Here is a 14523-nt window from a genome sequence, read left to right as displayed (position 1 = left end):
AAGGGAGGCGGCGGCATGACCATGCCGACGCAGGGGTCCGGACTGGACTCCGGATACCACCCCGACGCGGGTGCGCCGCACACCGCTGCGGAGGTGAAGGGCAGCTCGCTCGGTGACCTGATGCGCCAGGTCACCACCGACCTGTCGACGCTGATGCGCCAGGAGGTCGAGCTGGCCAAGGCCGAGATCCGCCAGGAGGGCAAGAAGGCCGGCAAGGCCGCGGGCCTCTTCGGTGGCGCCGGCTTCGGCGGCTACATGGTGGCCCTGTTCGTGTCGATCGCCATCTGGCAGTTCCTGGACAACGTCATGGACTCCGGTCTCGCCGCGCTGATCGTGGCCGTGATCTGGGCCGTGGTCGCCGCCGTCCTCTACTCGGCGGCCAAGAAGAACGCCCAGCACGTACGCGGGCTCAAGCAGACCAACGACAGCGTGCAGCGGATCCCCGACGCGCTCAAGCCCCACCCGGAGGGAGTCACCCGATGAGCACCGACCCCGACCAGATCCGCCGGGAGATCGAAGCCACCCGCAACAGCCTCAGCTCCGATGTGGACGCGCTGGCGTACAAGGTCAGCCCCAGCCGCATCGTCGACGACCGTAAGCAGCGGGCCCGCTCCGCGCTGCAGAATGTGAGGGACAAGGTCATGGGAACCGCTACCGACCTCGGCCACGGTACCGGCCACGCCGCCCACTCGGTGGGCGACCGGGCGTCGTCGGCGGCGTCCAGCGTCAGCGACGCCGCGCACTCGGCGGCCTCCTCCGTCAGCGACGCCGCCCACAGCGCGCCCCGGGTCATCCGGCAGAAGTCGCAGGGCAACCCCCTCGCCGCCGGCCTGATCGCCTTCGGCGTGGGCTGGCTGGCCTCCTCGCTCATCCCGGCCTCCCGCCGGGAGCAGCAGGCCGCCGCCCAGGTGAAGGAGAAGGTCGGCGAGCACAGCGGCGTCGTCAAGGAGAAGCTGGGCGAGGTGGCCAGTGAGCTCAAGGACGAGCTGCGCGAGCCGGCCCAGCACGCCGCCGAGTCGGTGAAGAGCACCGCCCAGGACGCTGTGCACACGGTCAAGGACGACGGCGCCTCGGCCGCCGAAGACGTCAAGAACCAGGCCCAGCAGGCCCGCCAGCAGGTGAGTTCCTAGAGACACCGACGTCGACGACGGCTCGCGGCCACCCCGGTGGCTGCGAGCCGTCGCCGCATCTCCCCGCGATCTTGCACTTTCTGTTGCTGTTATGTCGCTTAGCGAGGCTTTTGTCCCAGCGGAAAGTGCAAGATCGCGGGGACCAGGGGGTGGGGCTGGGCTGGGGTGCGGATTCTGGTTCCGGCGTAGGGGGTGCCACCTCGTAGAACGCGTTGGGTCAGTGCCAGCCAGCTGCAGGTGCCGCGCTCCAGCAGCCAGAGCGGGGCGGCCAGCGCCGTGGTCGGCGGAAAGACTGCGGTGCCGGCGGCGCGGCGACGGCCCGCCTCGGCCAGCGCGACGACGACGGCCGCCGCGCCGAGCAGCAGCCGCGGCCGGCGGAACGCGACCGCCGCGCCGAGCGCCGGCAGCACCGCGAGCGCGGTCAGCAGGCGGGCCGGCTGGGCCAGATCGTCGTACGCCTGCCGGACCCGCTGGCCGCGAAAGTGCGCCGCGTCCGGCGGCAGCCGTCGTACGTACAGCCAGGGCGGCGCGGCCTCGCTTCCGCCGTACGCGCGCACGGTGCGGATCAGCTCCAGGTTCTCGAAGAGCACGTCCGGGTCGTACCCGCCCATGGCGAGGAACGTGCTGCGGCGTACCGCGAGGGTGCCGGGATAGTCGTTGCCGAGGGCCCGGTTGAGCAGCGTCCGCCCGGTGTCCCACCAGGCGTGCCAGGGGAGCGGATCGAAGTAGTTCTGCGGCCGGACCAGGTCGACCCGGTGCAGCAGCCGGTGCACCGCGTGCAGCCCGGCCTCGTCGTACCGGACGTCGTCGTCGGCGATCACCACGTGCTCGTGGCGGGCTGCGTCGACTCCCGTGTGCACCCCGACCACCTTGCCGTTGAGCCCTCGTCCGGCGGGGTCGGGCCGCAGGTGCCGGACCAGCCCGTGCCAGGCCGCCGCGTGCCGGGCGAACAGCTCCGGCGGTGACCCGTCGACCACGATCACGTCCACGAGACCGCCCAGCCGGCGCAGGTAGCCGGTCAGCTCGTCCAGGTCGGCGTCGGTGTGCCAGCGCAGCGGCAGGACGTACGCCATCGGCAGGGCCGTCGACGGTACGGCGACCGGCGGCGACCCGTCGTCGCGCCCGGCTCGACGGGCGTCAGCAGCGGGCATCGGGGTCTCCTGGGCGGGTGGGTGCGGTCAACGGCCGTCCGCTGGGCCGGCCGCACCCGGGTCAGGCGCGGCGGACGTTGGTGAGGGTCATGCCGCTGGGCGGCAGCGCGGGCATCCGGCGCAGGTCCAGGCGGAGGTCCTGCGGCGGTACGTCGTACCGCATGCTGTCCGTCAGGTGGGTGACCGCCCGCTTCATCAGGTCGATGGTGATCCACTCGCCGGCGCAGCGGTGCCCGGTGGTGTGGTCGCCGCCGCCCTGTGCGATCAGCGCGAACGGGTCCACCCGGCGGTCGGCGAACCGCTCGGGCCGGAAGAGTTCCGGTTCGGGCCAGAGCGCCGGGTGGTGGTTGGTGCCGTAGAGGTCGAGCAGCACCCGGCGGCCCTGCGGGAAGTGGTGGCCCTGCCAGTCGAAGGAGCGCCGGACCCGGGCCGCGGCCATCGGGAAGAACGGGTAGTAGCGGCGTACCTCCTGGACGAACTGCTCGGTGGCCTCGTCGTCGCCATGGAGCCGCTGTCGCCAGGCGGGATGGTCGTGCAGGGCGAGTGCGGCGAAGACGATGTACCGGTCCACGGCGACGGTGGGACGCAGCAGGTTGAGCAGTTCGACGGCGGCGATCCGGCGGGGGAGCAGCGCCCCGTGCGCGTCGCGGTGTTCGGCGACGACCTGTAGCGGGCTGTCGGCCGGAGCCGGGTGGATGCCGCTGCGGGTCCGCTCGACGAGGTCGCCGATCCAGCGTTCGGCGCGGCGGCGGGCGAGCAGGCCCCGCCAGTGCCGTGGGCCAACGACCGCCGGGCCCTCGATCATGGCGTGCAGGTCGACGGCGCGGCGGTCGACCTGCGCAGTCTCCAGTGGCACGCCGGCCCAGGCGCAGACCACCCGGGTCAACAGCCGACCCAGTTCGTCGTAGAGCGGCACCGCGCCGGCCGCCTCCCAGGCGGGAATCCGGGCCCGCCACTCGGCGTCGAAGAGGTGCCCGAGCCGCCCGATCGCGCTCGGCGTCATGATCGACATGAACATGGCCTTGCGCTCGGCGTGCGCCGCGCCGTCCAACCCCTGCACGCCGCCCCGGCCGGTGAGCGTCCGCTGCACCCGCAGCGGCATGGCGCCCTCGCGCTGGAAGCGCTCGGTGTCGTAGAACAGCGCCGCGGCCGGCCGCCCGCGCAGGCAGATGGCCGGTGCGAGCAGGATCCGGGTGGCGAAGACGTCGCTGCCGAGGCGCTCGCAGCGCTCGCCGATGAACCGGTAGCCGGCGCGCAGCAGGGCGAGGGTGCTGTCCGGGCTGCGGTCGGCCGGCATGGTCGCCATCGGGACTCCTCGAGGTTCCGGCGGCGGCCCGCGTCGCCGCCGTGGCACGTCTACCCCCGTCGCCGCCGCGCAATCCCCGCGTCCACCGCACGTCCGCTGGCCCCTCCCACGGGCGGCGGAACCTGGTTTGCTGGCCGGTGGGGACGTCGCCGGTCGGCAGCACCGGTCGACGGGCGCGACCCCGCCGGGCCGACGGTCCACGACCACGGGGAGGGCGACATGCACGACAACAGGTCACCGCGCTGGCGGCGGCGGGCGGTCGAGACGCCGGGCGCGGGCCGCTCCGCCCGGCCGCTGATCGGCCCGCCCGGACGGCCGGCACGACCGCGCCGGTTCTTCACCGTGCACCTCGGCTTCACCGCGCCGGGCCCGGTCGACGCCCGTGAGCAGGCGGTGGCGTACGCGGAGGCGTTGAGCCTGCTCCGCCCGGAGTTGGCGCTCGGGGCGGCGGCCCTGTCGCCGGCCGACGCCTGGCACCGGGCCGCCCGATTGTTCTGCGGCGCGGTCGGCCCGGACGGCGAGCGCTGCGTCGACGTCGCCGACCACCCCGGCTTCCACCACGCGCCGGGCCCGGGCGGTCTGGGCTGGGGCGACGGCGACCGGCCCGAGCGCGGTTGAGCGTCCTTCCGCACACGGTGTGACCCATCGGGTGTCGCCCGTGCCGGCGTCCTCGCCGCGAAGACGCCGGCACGGGCGACGATCGCCGGTGGCTCAGTCCAGGTCGAATTCGCCGTCCTGCGCGCCGGCCACGAACGCGTCCCACTCGGCCTGGGTGAAGACCAGCACCGGGCCCTCGGGTTCGGCGGAGTTGCGCATCCCGATCAGGTCGTCGACGAAGGCGACCTCGACAGCGCTCTCGGAGGTGTCCCCCTCGGCCCGTTGCCAAACCGCTCGGGAGAGGTCGAAATCGCCCTTGGGGTGCTGCGCCATGCTTCTTTCCTCCACTGCCGGAGCCAGGTGGGGACCGCCTGCCGATCCCCATCGGGCAGGATAAGCGGATGCCGAGCCTGACCCGTGTAGAGGCGACCGCGCGTGGCGTGGCGATTACTGTCGAGTCCTATCAGGTGGACCTCGACCTGACCGGCGACGGGGATCTGTTCCGGTCCCGCGTCGAGATCCGGTTCCGGGCGACCGCCGGCGCCGCCACCTTCGCCGAGGTCAAGCCCGCAAACCTGCTTTCGGTACGCCTCAACGACCGCCCCGTCGACCCCGCCACCCTGACCGACAACCGGCTGCCGCTGGCCGACCTCGACCCGACGAACACCCTCGTCGTCGAGGCGGAGATGGTCTACTCCAACACCGGGGAGGGGCTGCACCGTTTCGTCGACCCGGCGGACGGCGAGACCTACCTCTACGCGGTGACGTTCCTCGACAACGTCCAGCGCATCTTCGCCGCGTTCGACCAGCCCGACCTCAAGGCCCCGTTCACCCTCTCGGTCACCGCGCCGCCGGAGTGGACGGTCTCCAGCAACGCCGAGGTGGCCGCCAACCCGGCCCCCGGGCGCTGGGAGTTCGCCCCGACCGCGCCACTGGCCACGTACTTCTTCTCGCTGATCGCGGGGCCGTACCACGTGCGCCGGGCCGAGCACGACGGCATCCCGATGGCGATCTACTGTCGACGGTCGCTCGCCGAGCACCTGGACACCGACGCCGAGGAGATCTTCGACATCACCGGGCGGTGCCTGGACCGGTTCCACCAGCTCTTCACCGAGCGCTACCCGTTCGGCAAGTACGACCAGGCGTTCGTGCCGGAGTTCAACGCCGGCGCGATGGAGAACCCGGGCATCGTCACCTTCCGCGACGAGTACGTGTTCCGGTCGGCGGTCACCGACAGCCAGCGCGAGCTGCGGGCCAGCACGATCGCCCACGAGATGGCGCACATGTGGTTCGGTGACCTGGTCACCATGCGCTGGTGGGACGACCTGTGGCTCAACGAGTCCTTCGCCGAGTACCTGGGCTACCGGGTCACCGCCGAGGCGACCCGCTTCGACCAGGCGTGGACGACGTTCGCCATGCGCCGCAAGGCCTGGGGGTACGCGGCCGACCAGCGTCCCTCCACCCACCCGGTCGCGCCGCAGGAGGTGGCCGACGCCGACGAGGGGCTGCTCAACTTCGACGGCATCTCGTACGCCAAGGGCGCCGCCGTGCTGCGGCAACTGGTCGCCTGGCTCGGCGACGAGGCCTTCCTCGCCGGCCTGAACGCGCACTTCGCCGCGCACCGTTTCGGCAACGCCACCCTGGCCGACCTGCTGGCCAGCCTCTCCGCCGCCAGCGGCCGGGACCTGTCCGGCTGGGCCGAGCTGTGGCTGCGTCGGCCGCAGGTCAACACGTTGCGGGCCGAGGTCGGCGTCGACGCCGACGGCCGCTACACCGAGGTCGCCGTGGTGCAGACCGCCCCCGAGTCCCACCCGGTGCTGCGTCCGCACCGCATCGGCGTGGGCCGGTACGCGGCGGACGGCACCGTCCAGCGCACGGAGGTGGATCTCGATCCGGCCGTCGACGGTGGTCGTACCGTGCTCGGCGCGTTGACCGGCGAGCCGGCGGCCCAGGTGCTGCTGCCCAACGACGGTGACCTCACCTACGCCAAGGTGCGCCTCGACGCGGCGTCGGCGGACGCCGTCGCGCTGGTGCTGCCGGGCCTGACCGACCCGTTGGCCCGGGCGGTGCTCTGGGGTGAGGCGCTGGACGCGGTGACCGATGGTGAACGGCCGGTCGGCGGCCTGGTCGATCTGATGGTCGCGGCGCTGCCCGCCGAGACCGAGGTGATCATCGCGGAGGACGTGCTGGTCCTCAGCCGTTCGCTGGTGGACCGGTATCTCGACCCGTTGGCCCGGACGGCGGCGCTGGCCCGGATCGCCGAGGCGTGCCGGCGTCTGCTCGACGGCGCGCCGGCGGGGGAGTCGCTGCAGCTCGCCGCCGCGCGCGGCTGGATCGCCGCGACCACCGACAGCGACCTGCTCGTCGGGTGGCTCGCCGGCCGGGACGTGCCGGCCGGGCTGGCCGTCGACGCGGAGCTGCGCTGGGCGGTACTGCGCCGGCTCGTGGTGCTGGGCGCGGCGGGCGAGGCGGAGATCGCCGCCGAGGCGCGGGCCGACGTCAGTGCCGCCGGGGCGGAACAGGCCGCGTACTGCCGGGCCGCCGTGGGCGACCCGGCCGCGAAGCAGGCGGCCTGGGAGATCATCGTGCGCGACGCCGAGCTGTCCAACCGACTGCTGGAGGCGACGGCCGAGGGGTTCTGGCAGCCCGAGCAGGCCGACCTGACCGCCGGGTACGTCCAGCGGTACTTCGCCGAGATGCCGGCCGCCGCTCGTCGGCGTACCTCCTGGACGGCCGACCGGGTGGCGAAGCTGGCGTTTCCCCGCTACGCCGTGGCGCAGCCGACCCGGGAGGCGGCCGCGGCGCTGCTGGCCCGCGACGACCTGACGGCGGGCCTGCGGCGGGTGGTCACCGACGCCGACGACGACCTGCGGCGGGCGCTCGTGGCCCGCACGGCGGTGGCCGCCGCCTCGGCCTGAGGTCGACGGGGTGGCGTGGCCGGCCCGGTCGAGTCCGAGCCGGCCACCCCCGGAGCGGTCGGGCGCGGGGTGGCCCGCCGGTCACCCCGCGCCCGTGCTCAGCGAAGTGCGGGCTCGGCCGTGACCGGGGCGTCGAAGTCGATGACGTAGCGCTGCTCGTGCGCGATGGTCCGCTCCGGGTCCATCGCGGTGCGCATCAGCAGCGGCATCAGCAGCGGCATCAGCGTCCGGGCGACCGGTCCGGGGGCCTTGGCGTGGTTGATCCGCGCCGCGCGGGCGGCGACCTTCTCGACCCGGGTACGCCGCAGCCGCACGTACGCCTCGAACGCCGACGTCACGTCGGGCAGGTCCCGTAGGCACCGGGCGAGCTGCACCGCGCTCTCGATGGCCAGCGACGCGCCCTGCCCGGAGCTGTTCGACGGCGCGTGCGCGGCGTCGCCGACCAGCACCATGCGGCCCCGGTGCCAGTGCGGCACGGGCGGCATGATCTGCAACGCGCCGACCGTCTGGAGATCGTCGGCGGAGCTGGTGGCCATCAGCTCCCGGCCCGGGTCGTCGTCGCCGTAGGTGGCGCGCAACGTGTCCAGCCATTGCGACGCGGGCACCGCACGGGCCTCGACGAGGCTCATCGGCCGTTGCCCCGGCAGGTTGGCGCCCCAGCGGGTGCCGCCACCCGGCTCCGGCCAGTACAGGTAGTAGCCGCGTCGCCCGAAGGCGAACGTCATCGTTCCGGCCTCGGCGTCCACCTGGTGCCGGGCGACCGCCTCGAAGCCGAGCAGGCCGGTGAACCGGGGGCCGGGCGCGGCCGGGTCGATGAGGCCACGGACCGTGGACCGGATGCCGTCCGCGCCGACCAGGACGTCGGCGGTCGCCGTGGTGCCGTCCTCGAAGCGCGCGGTCACGCCGTCGTCGGTCTGCGTGACGTCGACAAGTCGTCTGCCGTACGTGAAGGTGACGCCCTCGGCGACCGCCCGGTCGTGCAGCACCCGGTGCAGTTCGGCCCGGTGCACCACGCGCAGCGGCGGCACCCCGGCCAGCGTCGGCAGGTCGATGCGTCGGGCGCCGACGGCCATGACGCTGCGGTGAATGGGTGTGGCGATCGCCGTCACCGCCTCGTCCGCGTCGACCGCCCCCAGGGCGGCCACGCCGTTGGGCGCGAGCGCGAGGGTGCCGCCGATGCCGCCCGCGCCGGTGGCGGTCGCCGGGTACGCCTCGGCGACGGTGGCGGTGATGCCGGCGCGGTGCAGCGCGAGGGCCGCCACCGGCCCGGCGATGCCGCCGCCGATGACGAGCGCGGTTCGTACCGTTGTCATGCTCTTTCTCCCTGGTGTCGTCGCGTGGGTGCGGACGAACCGTCCTGGGAGGGAACCCGGTTATCCTCGTGGTTGCCGCTTCGGGCCGGGTGCCTGCTCAGGTGTCGGTTCGAGGTAGGGCTCCGGCGGGGTGTTGGCGCACCCCGCCGGAGCTTTTTAGTCAGTCGGCGGTGTCGGGCTCGCTGGTCCTCGCGGCCAGTTCGGTCAGTTCGGCCGGCATCTCGCCGGTCTCGTGGAAGGCCCGCCAGGTGTCCAGCCCCGGGTAGCTGCCCGAGGTCAGCTCGGCCAGCAGGGCGCGGAGCCAGGTGGCCTCGGCGTCCCGGATGGCCAGGTCGTACTCGCTCTCCACGAGGAACAGGCGCGGGATCTCCCGCAGGTGGGCGTCGAGCGTGTCGCGGTCGCGGCGGAGCGCGTCGTCCAGCCGGTCGAGCCGCTGCCGGAGCAGGTCGATGGCCTCGTCGGGATGCAGGGCGGCGAGTACGGAGAGGCCGGCCCGGAAGCGGGGATGCTCCGGCATGGGTGTGCCGACCAGTTCGCGTGCCCAGTCGACCAGCTCGGCCCGCCCCGCGTCGGTGATCCGGTAGACGGTGCGTTCCGGGCGTCGGCCCTCGCGGACGCTCTCCACGGCGACGATCAACTGGTGTTTGTCCAGGTTGCGGATCACCGTGTAGAAGGAGCCCCACTTGAACTCCATGTCCTGGTCCTTGCCCCAGGCGCGCAGCGTGCTGGCCATCTCGTAGGGGTGCATCGGCCGCTGGACGAGCGCGGAGAGCACGGCCAGCGCCAGCAGGTTGCCGACCTTGCGTCGTTTCGGCATGACGCACCTCCCAAATACTTGTCGACGAGTATACGCATGCGAGTATCCGCGCCACCAGCCCTCGGGCCGACACGACCGGCTCGGACGTCCGGCCTACGATCACGGGGTGGAGGAAGATATCCGGCGGATCGGGATCATGGGTGGCACCTTCGACCCGATCCACCACGGGCACCTCGTCGCGGCCAGCGAGGTGGCGGACCGGTTCGGCCTGGACGAGGTGGTCTTCGTCCCCACCGGGCAGCCGTGGCAGAAGGCCGACGAGCCGGTCAGCCCCGCCGAGGACCGGTACCTCATGACGGTCATCGCCACCGCCTCCAATCCCCGCTTCCAGGTCAGTCGGGTCGACATCGACCGCAGCGGTCCGACCTACACGGTCGACACGTTGCGCGACCTGCAGGCCGAGTACGGCCCCAAGGTGCAGCTCTTCTTCATCACCGGGGCGGACGCGCTGCAACGCATCCTGTCCTGGAAGGACCTCGACGAGATCTTCGAGCTGGCCCACTTCATCGGGGTGACCCGGCCCGGTTTCGCGCTGACCGACAAGCACCTTCCGGCGGACACGGTCAGCCTGATCCAGGTGCCCGCGATGTCCATCTCGTCGACCGACTGCCGTGCCCGGGTCGCCCGGGGTGAGCCGGTCTGGTACCTGGTGCCCGACGGTGTGGTGCAGTACATCGCCAAGCGACGCCTGTATCAGCCCTGATTGCGCCCGGTATGCGCCGGTTCGTGGGCCTAACCGACCAGAACTGACGGGTCGGGACCGCGCCGGGTGTGAGACGCTTGGAGGATCGCACGCCTGATCGAAGGAGAACGGTGACAGTTTCCGAACGCGCGCACGAGCTGGCGATCGCCGCCGCCCAGGCCGCCGCCGACAAGAAGGCGCAGGACATCGCGATCATCGACGTCGGCGACCAGCTCGCCATCACCGACGCGTTCCTGCTCGCCGCCGCCCCCAACGAGCGTCAGGTGCTCGCCATCGTCGACGCCATCGAGGAGCGCCTGCTGGAGCTGCCGGAGAAGGCGAAGCCGGTGCGCCGCGAGGGTGAGCGCGGTGGCCGCTGGGTGCTGCTCGACTACGTCGACATCGTGGTGCACGTCCAGCACACCGAGGAGCGCGAGTTCTACGGGCTCGACCGCCTCTGGAAGGACTGCCCCACCATCCCGTTCGTCGACCGCGACCTGGTCGAGGCCGACGCCAGCGGGTCCGCCGCAGCCGAATGACCCGGCTGATCGTCTGGCGGCACGGCAACACCGACTGGAACGCCGCGAACCGCGTCCAGGGGCAGACCGACGTACCCCTCAACGAACTGGGCCGCGACCAGGCCCGCGCCGCCGCGCCGCTGCTCGCGTCGCTGCGTCCGGACGCCATCGTCTCCAGCGACCTGGGCCGCGCCGCGGAGACGGCTGCGGCGCTGGCCGCGCTGACCGGGCTCGGGGTACGCACCGACGCCCGACTGCGCGAACGGCACTTCGGCCGGTGGCAGGGCCTGCACCTCACCGAGGTCGCCGAGCGGTTCCCCGGCGAGTACGCCCGCTGGCGGGCCGGCGACCCGGCCCCGGGCGCGGATCTGGAGCCGCTGCACGATCTCGGTGAGCGGGTCGCCGCCGCGTTCCTGGCGGCGGCCGACGCGACACCCGGCGGAACGGTGGTCCTCGCCACCCACGGCGGCGCCTCCCGCCAGGGCGTCGGCCACCTGCTCGGCTGGCCTCCCGAGGTGCTGCGCACCATCGGCTCGCTGGCCAACTGCCACTGGACCGAGGTGCGGCACGACGACGTCCGGGGCTGGCAGCTCCGCGGGCACAACGTCGGCCTCGTCACCGCCCCGGCCGTCGTCGACGCGGTCTGAGCGCCGATCCCACCCGGGCCGCCGCGCGCACCTCGGCGCAGCGCGTCGTGATCGGCTAGCGTGCCGGGCATGCCCGTCGCGGTCGTCACCGACTCCACCGCCTACCTCCCGCCCGAGCTGGTGCGGCGGCACCGGCTGACCGTCGTCCCGCTGACCGTCGTGCTCAACGGCGCGGAAGGGCTGGAGGGGGTGGAGACCCAACCCGCCGACGCCACCCGCGCGCTCAGCGGGCGGCGGGTGTCGGCCAGCACCTCCCGCCCGGCGCCCGAACAGTTCGCCCGGACCTACCGCCGCCTTCTCGACGAGGGCGCCGACGGCGTGGTCTCGGTGCACCTGTCCGCCGGTCTGTCCGGCACCGTCGAGGCGGCCCGACTGGCCGCCGTCGAGGTCGGCGGTCGGGTCGAGGTCGTCGACAGTCGCTCCACCGGCATGGGGCTCGGCTTCCCGGCCATCGCCGCCGCCACCGCCGCCGAGGCCGGGGCGGACCTGGCCGGCGTACGCGACGCGGCGCTCGCCGCGGTCGCCCGGACCACCGTCTGGTTCTACGTCGACACGCTGGAGTTCCTGCGCCGGGGCGGCCGGATCAACGCCGCCGAGGCGCTGCTCGGCACCGCCCTGTCGGTCAAGCCGATCATGCACATGCCGGACGGCGCTATCGTGCTGCGCGAGAAGGTGCGTACCGCCAGCCGGGGAGTCGCCCGGCTCGTCGACCTGGCCGTCGAGGCGGCCGGCGACGACGACGTCGACCTCGGCGTCCACCACCTGGCCGCGCCGCAGCGCGCCGAGGCGCTGCTCGCCGCGCTCACCACCCGGCTGAGCGAACGGGTGCGCGACACGTACGTCTCCGAGGCGGGGGCGGTCGTCGCCGCGCACGCCGGGCCGGGCCTGGCGTGCGTGGTGGTGCACCGTCGGCCCCGGAGCTGACCGGAGTGGCCGGCGCGTGCGTGGTGACCGGTGGCGGCCGTGGCGTCGGCCGGGCCGTGACGCACCGGCTGGCTACGGCCGGCGTCACGGTCGTCGTGGTGGAACGCGACGCCGAGGCGGTGGACTGGCTCGCCGGACATCCGGCCGTCGACCGGCTGCGTGCGGTGGTCGGTGACGCCGGTGACGAGCGGGTGGCCGCGCACGCCGCCGAGGTGGCCGAACGCGTCGCCCCGCTCACCGGCTGGGTGAACAACGCGGCGGTCTTCCGGGACGCGGACCTGCACACCGCGTCGGCCGACACCGTGCTGGACCTGATCGGGCTGAACCTGCGCCCGGCCGTGGTGGGCGCCGCCGTGGCGGTACGCCGGTTCCTGGCCGCCGGCACCGGCGGCGCCATCGTGAACGTCTCGTCGCACCAGGCCCGTCGGCCGGTGCCGGGTGCCCTGCCGTACGCCACGGCAAAGGCCGCCGTGGAGGGACTGACCCGGGCGCTGGCCGTCGAGTACGGGCGGCACGGCATCCGCGCCAACGCCGTCGCGCTCGGCTCGATCGCCACCGAGCGGCACGCCGAGTTCCTGGCCGCGCAGGAGCCCGCCCGGGCCGAGTGGATCGACGCCGAGCTGGCCCGGCTGCACCCGGTGGGCCGGATCGGGCGTGCCGACGAGGTGGCGGAGGCGGTCGCGTACCTGCTGTCGTCGGCCGCGAGCTTCGTCAACGGGGTGACCCTGCCGGTGGACGGGGGACGGGCGGTGCTCGGCCTCGACCCGGAGGCCCGCTGATCCGGTGCCGTCGGGCCGCCTCCATCGGGAGGCGGCCCGACGGCTGCCCGCTCAGCTACGCAGGGACCACTGCTGGTTCTGTTGCCCGTTGCAGGCCCAGAGGATGAGTTTCGTGCCGTTGGCGGTGGCGGCGCCGTTGGCGTCCAGGCAGAGCCCGGACTGGACGCCGGTCACCGTGCCGTTGGCATTGACGTTCCACTGCTGGTTCGTGCCGCCGTGGCAGTCCCAGATGATGACCTGGGTGCCGTTCGCGGTGCCCTGGCCGTTGGCGTCGAGGCACTTGTTGCCGTACACCTGGAGCTGCTTGCCGGCCGTGTAGGTCCAGCGTTGCGCGGTGCTGTTGCTGATGCAGTCCCACAGTTGCACCTGGGTGCCGTTGGTGGTGGTGCCGTTCGGCACGTCGACGCAGCGACCCGACTGCGCGCCCACCATCTGGGCGTTCTGCTGCGGGTTGCCGCCGCTGGCCGGCGTGTAGGCGGCAGCGGCGATGTTGGCCTGGACGGCATCCTCGGTGGCGGCCGACGGGTAGCCGGAGGTCAACACACCCTCGAAGAAGGTGCCGCGACCGGTGATGCTGTTGTCGCCGCCGATGCCGAGGAGGATGGCCCCCTCCTTCTTCATCGGGTTGTAGCCGTTGGGCCGGCGACCGTCGAAGTAGGTGGTCAGACCACCGGACTGCGCGTTGCCGCCGCGGATCGCCCAGTGGTTCGGCTCGCCCTTGACGATGGCCGTCACGAAGCGGTGGTTGATGGACGCGATGTTGTTGTAGCCCGCGTTCACGCCGGAGAAAAGGCCCCACTCCAGGTCGGCCATGATCCAGGGACCCGCTCCCGCGCCGTAGCCCCACTGCTTGTTCGCGCCGAAGTAGACCGTCTCCATGATGGCGCGTTCGTCGGCCTGCACGTTTGTCTGCGCGTTGCCGTAGTCGAAGCAGCACCACTGGTTGTAGTGCGTGCCGTCGACGACGGCGTAGATGCCCTCGGGCTGGTCGCCGGTCGCGACGCCGTTGGTGTTGTTGTTGCGGTAGCCGGTGCCGGGGGCGATGTAGACGCCGTACGCCTTCTGGCCGCTGATGGTGACCGGTGCTGCCTTCGCGTCGGCGAGGTTGTCGTACCCGCCGGGCGCCGGGCCGGTGAAGCCGCCCGGAGGTGCCTGGGTCAGGCGGTTGTTGCGGCCGGACTGGTCGTAGATGACCGTGATCACGCAGCTCGTGTTGGCGCAGAAGGTGTCCTGGGTGGCCGCGTTGGCGACGCCACCCGCGCTGAGTACGCCGACGTCACGGGTGGTGTTGTCCGACGATCTGCGGACCTGGTAGAGCGGGCCGTTGTACGCGCCGTACAGGGCTCGGGTGGTGCTGTGCGCGGCGACGCACGGCGTGCCGCCGGCGGCGTAGATGTCGCACGGGCCGGTGCCGGCCGCCCGGGCGACGCCGGGCGTCTCCGTGACCAGATAGACGCCGGCGCCGGCGACGAGGACCAGCAGGGTCCCCGCCGCGGCCAGCAGACGGCGCAGCCTTGTCTTCACGTCCATGGATTCCCCTTGCGGTGCGGCGGTGGTGGTGGGGGTGATGTCACGCGTGATAGCGCTAACATTAATCCCCGTCCATGAATGCGCGCTACCTCCCGGCGGTCCTCGCGCCGTAGCAGACACGAGCATGATCAGGGCGTTGTCCACAGAGGCGTCGACTGTCCACAGGCCGGCGCCGCGACGCACCCGTCGTGGCGTCCGGCGTCCTAGCGTC

At 73.0% G+C, this 14523-nt stretch carries 15 protein-coding genes; 9 read left to right on the top strand and 6 right to left on the bottom strand.

All coding sequences use genetic code 11. The annotated features are described in order from the left end of the window. Positions 1-15 precede the first annotated feature (15 nt). Both ACN263_RS23345 and ACN263_RS23340 read left to right on the top strand, forming a co-directional pair. Complete coding sequence (locus ACN263_RS23345) at positions 16-483, top strand: phage holin family protein (RefSeq protein ID WP_393217203.1); 468 nt, start codon at positions 16-18, stop codon at positions 481-483. Then, a complete protein-coding gene (locus tag ACN263_RS23340; RefSeq protein ID WP_422736474.1) occupies positions 480-1130 on the top strand; it encodes a DUF3618 domain-containing protein in 651 nt (216 codons plus the stop codon). The genes ACN263_RS23345 and ACN263_RS23340 overlap by 4 nt, the downstream gene beginning before the upstream one ends. A gap of 98 nt (positions 1131-1228) precedes the next feature. Here ACN263_RS23340 and ACN263_RS23335 read toward each other — a convergent pair whose 3' ends face one another. Continuing rightward, positions 1229-2281 (bottom strand): glycosyltransferase, encoded by a 1053-nt coding sequence (locus ACN263_RS23335; protein WP_422736473.1) that lies wholly within the window; start codon positions 2279-2281, stop codon positions 1229-1231. Positions 2282-2342: 61 nt separating this feature from the next. Beyond that, positions 2343-3587 (bottom strand): cytochrome P450, encoded by a 1245-nt coding sequence (locus ACN263_RS23330; protein ID WP_422736472.1) that lies wholly within the window; start codon positions 3585-3587, stop codon positions 2343-2345. 219 nt (positions 3588-3806) lie between these two features. On the opposite strand from ACN263_RS23330, the gene ACN263_RS23325 reads away from it, so the two are divergent. Next, a complete protein-coding gene (locus ACN263_RS23325; protein ID WP_422736471.1) occupies positions 3807-4205 on the top strand; it encodes a hypothetical protein in 399 nt (132 codons plus the stop codon). Positions 4206-4298: 93 nt separating this feature from the next. Here the strand turns inward: ACN263_RS23325 and ACN263_RS23320 are convergent, their stop codons facing one another. Further along, the gene (locus ACN263_RS23320; RefSeq protein WP_007464035.1) at positions 4299-4517 is read right to left on the bottom strand and encodes a DUF397 domain-containing protein; all 219 of its coding nucleotides are present in this window, start codon (positions 4515-4517) and stop codon (positions 4299-4301) included. Between the two features lie 68 nt (positions 4518-4585). Here ACN263_RS23320 and pepN point away from each other — a divergent pair, with 68 nt between their 5' ends. Further along, entirely contained in the window at positions 4586-7102 is a 2517-nt protein-coding gene (gene pepN / locus ACN263_RS23315; RefSeq protein ID WP_422736470.1) for an aminopeptidase N, read from the top strand. A gap of 98 nt (positions 7103-7200) precedes the next feature. Here the strand turns inward: pepN and ACN263_RS23310 are convergent, their stop codons facing one another. Together ACN263_RS23310 and ACN263_RS23305 are read right to left on the bottom strand one after the other, a co-directional pair. After that, entirely contained in the window at positions 7201-8415 is a 1215-nt protein-coding gene (locus tag ACN263_RS23310) for an FAD-dependent monooxygenase (protein ID WP_422736469.1), read from the bottom strand. A gap of 160 nt (positions 8416-8575) precedes the next feature. Next, positions 8576-9232: a PadR family transcriptional regulator gene (locus ACN263_RS23305; RefSeq protein WP_422736468.1), complete on the bottom strand. Its 657-nt coding sequence runs from the start codon at positions 9230-9232 to the stop codon at positions 8576-8578. A gap of 106 nt (positions 9233-9338) precedes the next feature. Between ACN263_RS23305 and nadD the strand changes: the two genes are divergently transcribed. The 5 genes from nadD (at position 9339) to ACN263_RS23280 (ending at position 12782) form a co-directional block, all read left to right on the top strand. After that, complete coding sequence (nadD, locus tag ACN263_RS23300; RefSeq protein WP_422736467.1) at positions 9339-9935, top strand: nicotinate-nucleotide adenylyltransferase; 597 nt, start codon at positions 9339-9341, stop codon at positions 9933-9935. 110 nt (positions 9936-10045) lie between these two features. Further along, the gene (rsfS, locus tag ACN263_RS23295) at positions 10046-10453 is read left to right on the top strand and encodes a ribosome silencing factor (protein ID WP_053656062.1); all 408 of its coding nucleotides are present in this window, start codon (positions 10046-10048) and stop codon (positions 10451-10453) included. Beyond that, a complete protein-coding gene (locus tag ACN263_RS23290; RefSeq protein WP_422736466.1) occupies positions 10450-11079 on the top strand; it encodes a histidine phosphatase family protein in 630 nt (209 codons plus the stop codon). Before rsfS ends, ACN263_RS23290 begins: the two co-directional genes overlap by 4 nt. A gap of 69 nt (positions 11080-11148) precedes the next feature. Further along, positions 11149-12003, top strand: a complete 855-nt coding sequence (locus ACN263_RS23285) for a DegV family protein (RefSeq protein WP_422736465.1) — start codon at positions 11149-11151, stop codon at positions 12001-12003. Further along, positions 11970-12782, top strand: coding sequence for an SDR family NAD(P)-dependent oxidoreductase (locus ACN263_RS23280; RefSeq protein ID WP_422736464.1), 813 nt, complete (start codon positions 11970-11972; stop codon positions 12780-12782). The genes ACN263_RS23285 and ACN263_RS23280 overlap by 34 nt, the downstream gene beginning before the upstream one ends. A gap of 51 nt (positions 12783-12833) precedes the next feature. On the opposite strand, the gene ACN263_RS23275 is transcribed toward ACN263_RS23280, so the two are convergent. Beyond that, entirely contained in the window at positions 12834-14312 is a 1479-nt protein-coding gene (locus ACN263_RS23275; protein ID WP_422736463.1) for an arabinofuranosidase catalytic domain-containing protein, read from the bottom strand. Between the last annotated feature and the right edge of the window lie 211 nt (positions 14313-14523).

Origin of the sequence: Micromonospora sp. WMMD729 (assembly GCF_049315225.1) — a bacterium.
Lineage (GTDB): Bacteria > Actinomycetota > Actinomycetes > Mycobacteriales > Micromonosporaceae > Micromonospora.
The sequence above is the reverse complement of the archived record's forward strand: the minus strand, read 5'-3'. Positions and strand labels throughout refer to the sequence as shown.

Bases quoted from the DNA above. Each gene is read 5' to 3' on its own strand.
- ACN263_RS23345 (WP_393217203.1), top strand. From the start codon at position 16: ATGACCATGCCGACGCAGGGGTCCGGACTGGACTCCGGATACCACCCC.
- ACN263_RS23340 (WP_422736474.1), top strand. From the start codon at position 480: ATGAGCACCGACCCCGACCAGATCCGCCGGGAGATCGAAGCCACCCGC.
- ACN263_RS23335 (WP_422736473.1), bottom strand. From the start codon at position 2,281: ATGCCCGCTGCTGACGCCCGTCGAGCCGGGCGCGACGACGGGTCGCCG.
- ACN263_RS23330 (WP_422736472.1), bottom strand. From the start codon at position 3,587: ATGGCGACCATGCCGGCCGACCGCAGCCCGGACAGCACCCTCGCCCTG.
- ACN263_RS23325 (WP_422736471.1), top strand. From the start codon at position 3,807: ATGCACGACAACAGGTCACCGCGCTGGCGGCGGCGGGCGGTCGAGACG.
- ACN263_RS23320 (WP_007464035.1), bottom strand. From the start codon at position 4,517: ATGGCGCAGCACCCCAAGGGCGATTTCGACCTCTCCCGAGCGGTTTGG.
- pepN (WP_422736470.1), top strand. From the start codon at position 4,586: ATGCCGAGCCTGACCCGTGTAGAGGCGACCGCGCGTGGCGTGGCGATT.
- ACN263_RS23310 (WP_422736469.1), bottom strand. From the start codon at position 8,415: ATGACAACGGTACGAACCGCGCTCGTCATCGGCGGCGGCATCGCCGGG.
- ACN263_RS23305 (WP_422736468.1), bottom strand. From the start codon at position 9,232: ATGCCGAAACGACGCAAGGTCGGCAACCTGCTGGCGCTGGCCGTGCTC.
- ACN263_RS23290 (WP_422736466.1), top strand. From the start codon at position 10,450: ATGACCCGGCTGATCGTCTGGCGGCACGGCAACACCGACTGGAACGCC.
- ACN263_RS23285 (WP_422736465.1), top strand. From the start codon at position 11,149: ATGCCCGTCGCGGTCGTCACCGACTCCACCGCCTACCTCCCGCCCGAG.
- ACN263_RS23275 (WP_422736463.1), bottom strand. From the start codon at position 14,312: ATGGACGTGAAGACAAGGCTGCGCCGTCTGCTGGCCGCGGCGGGGACC.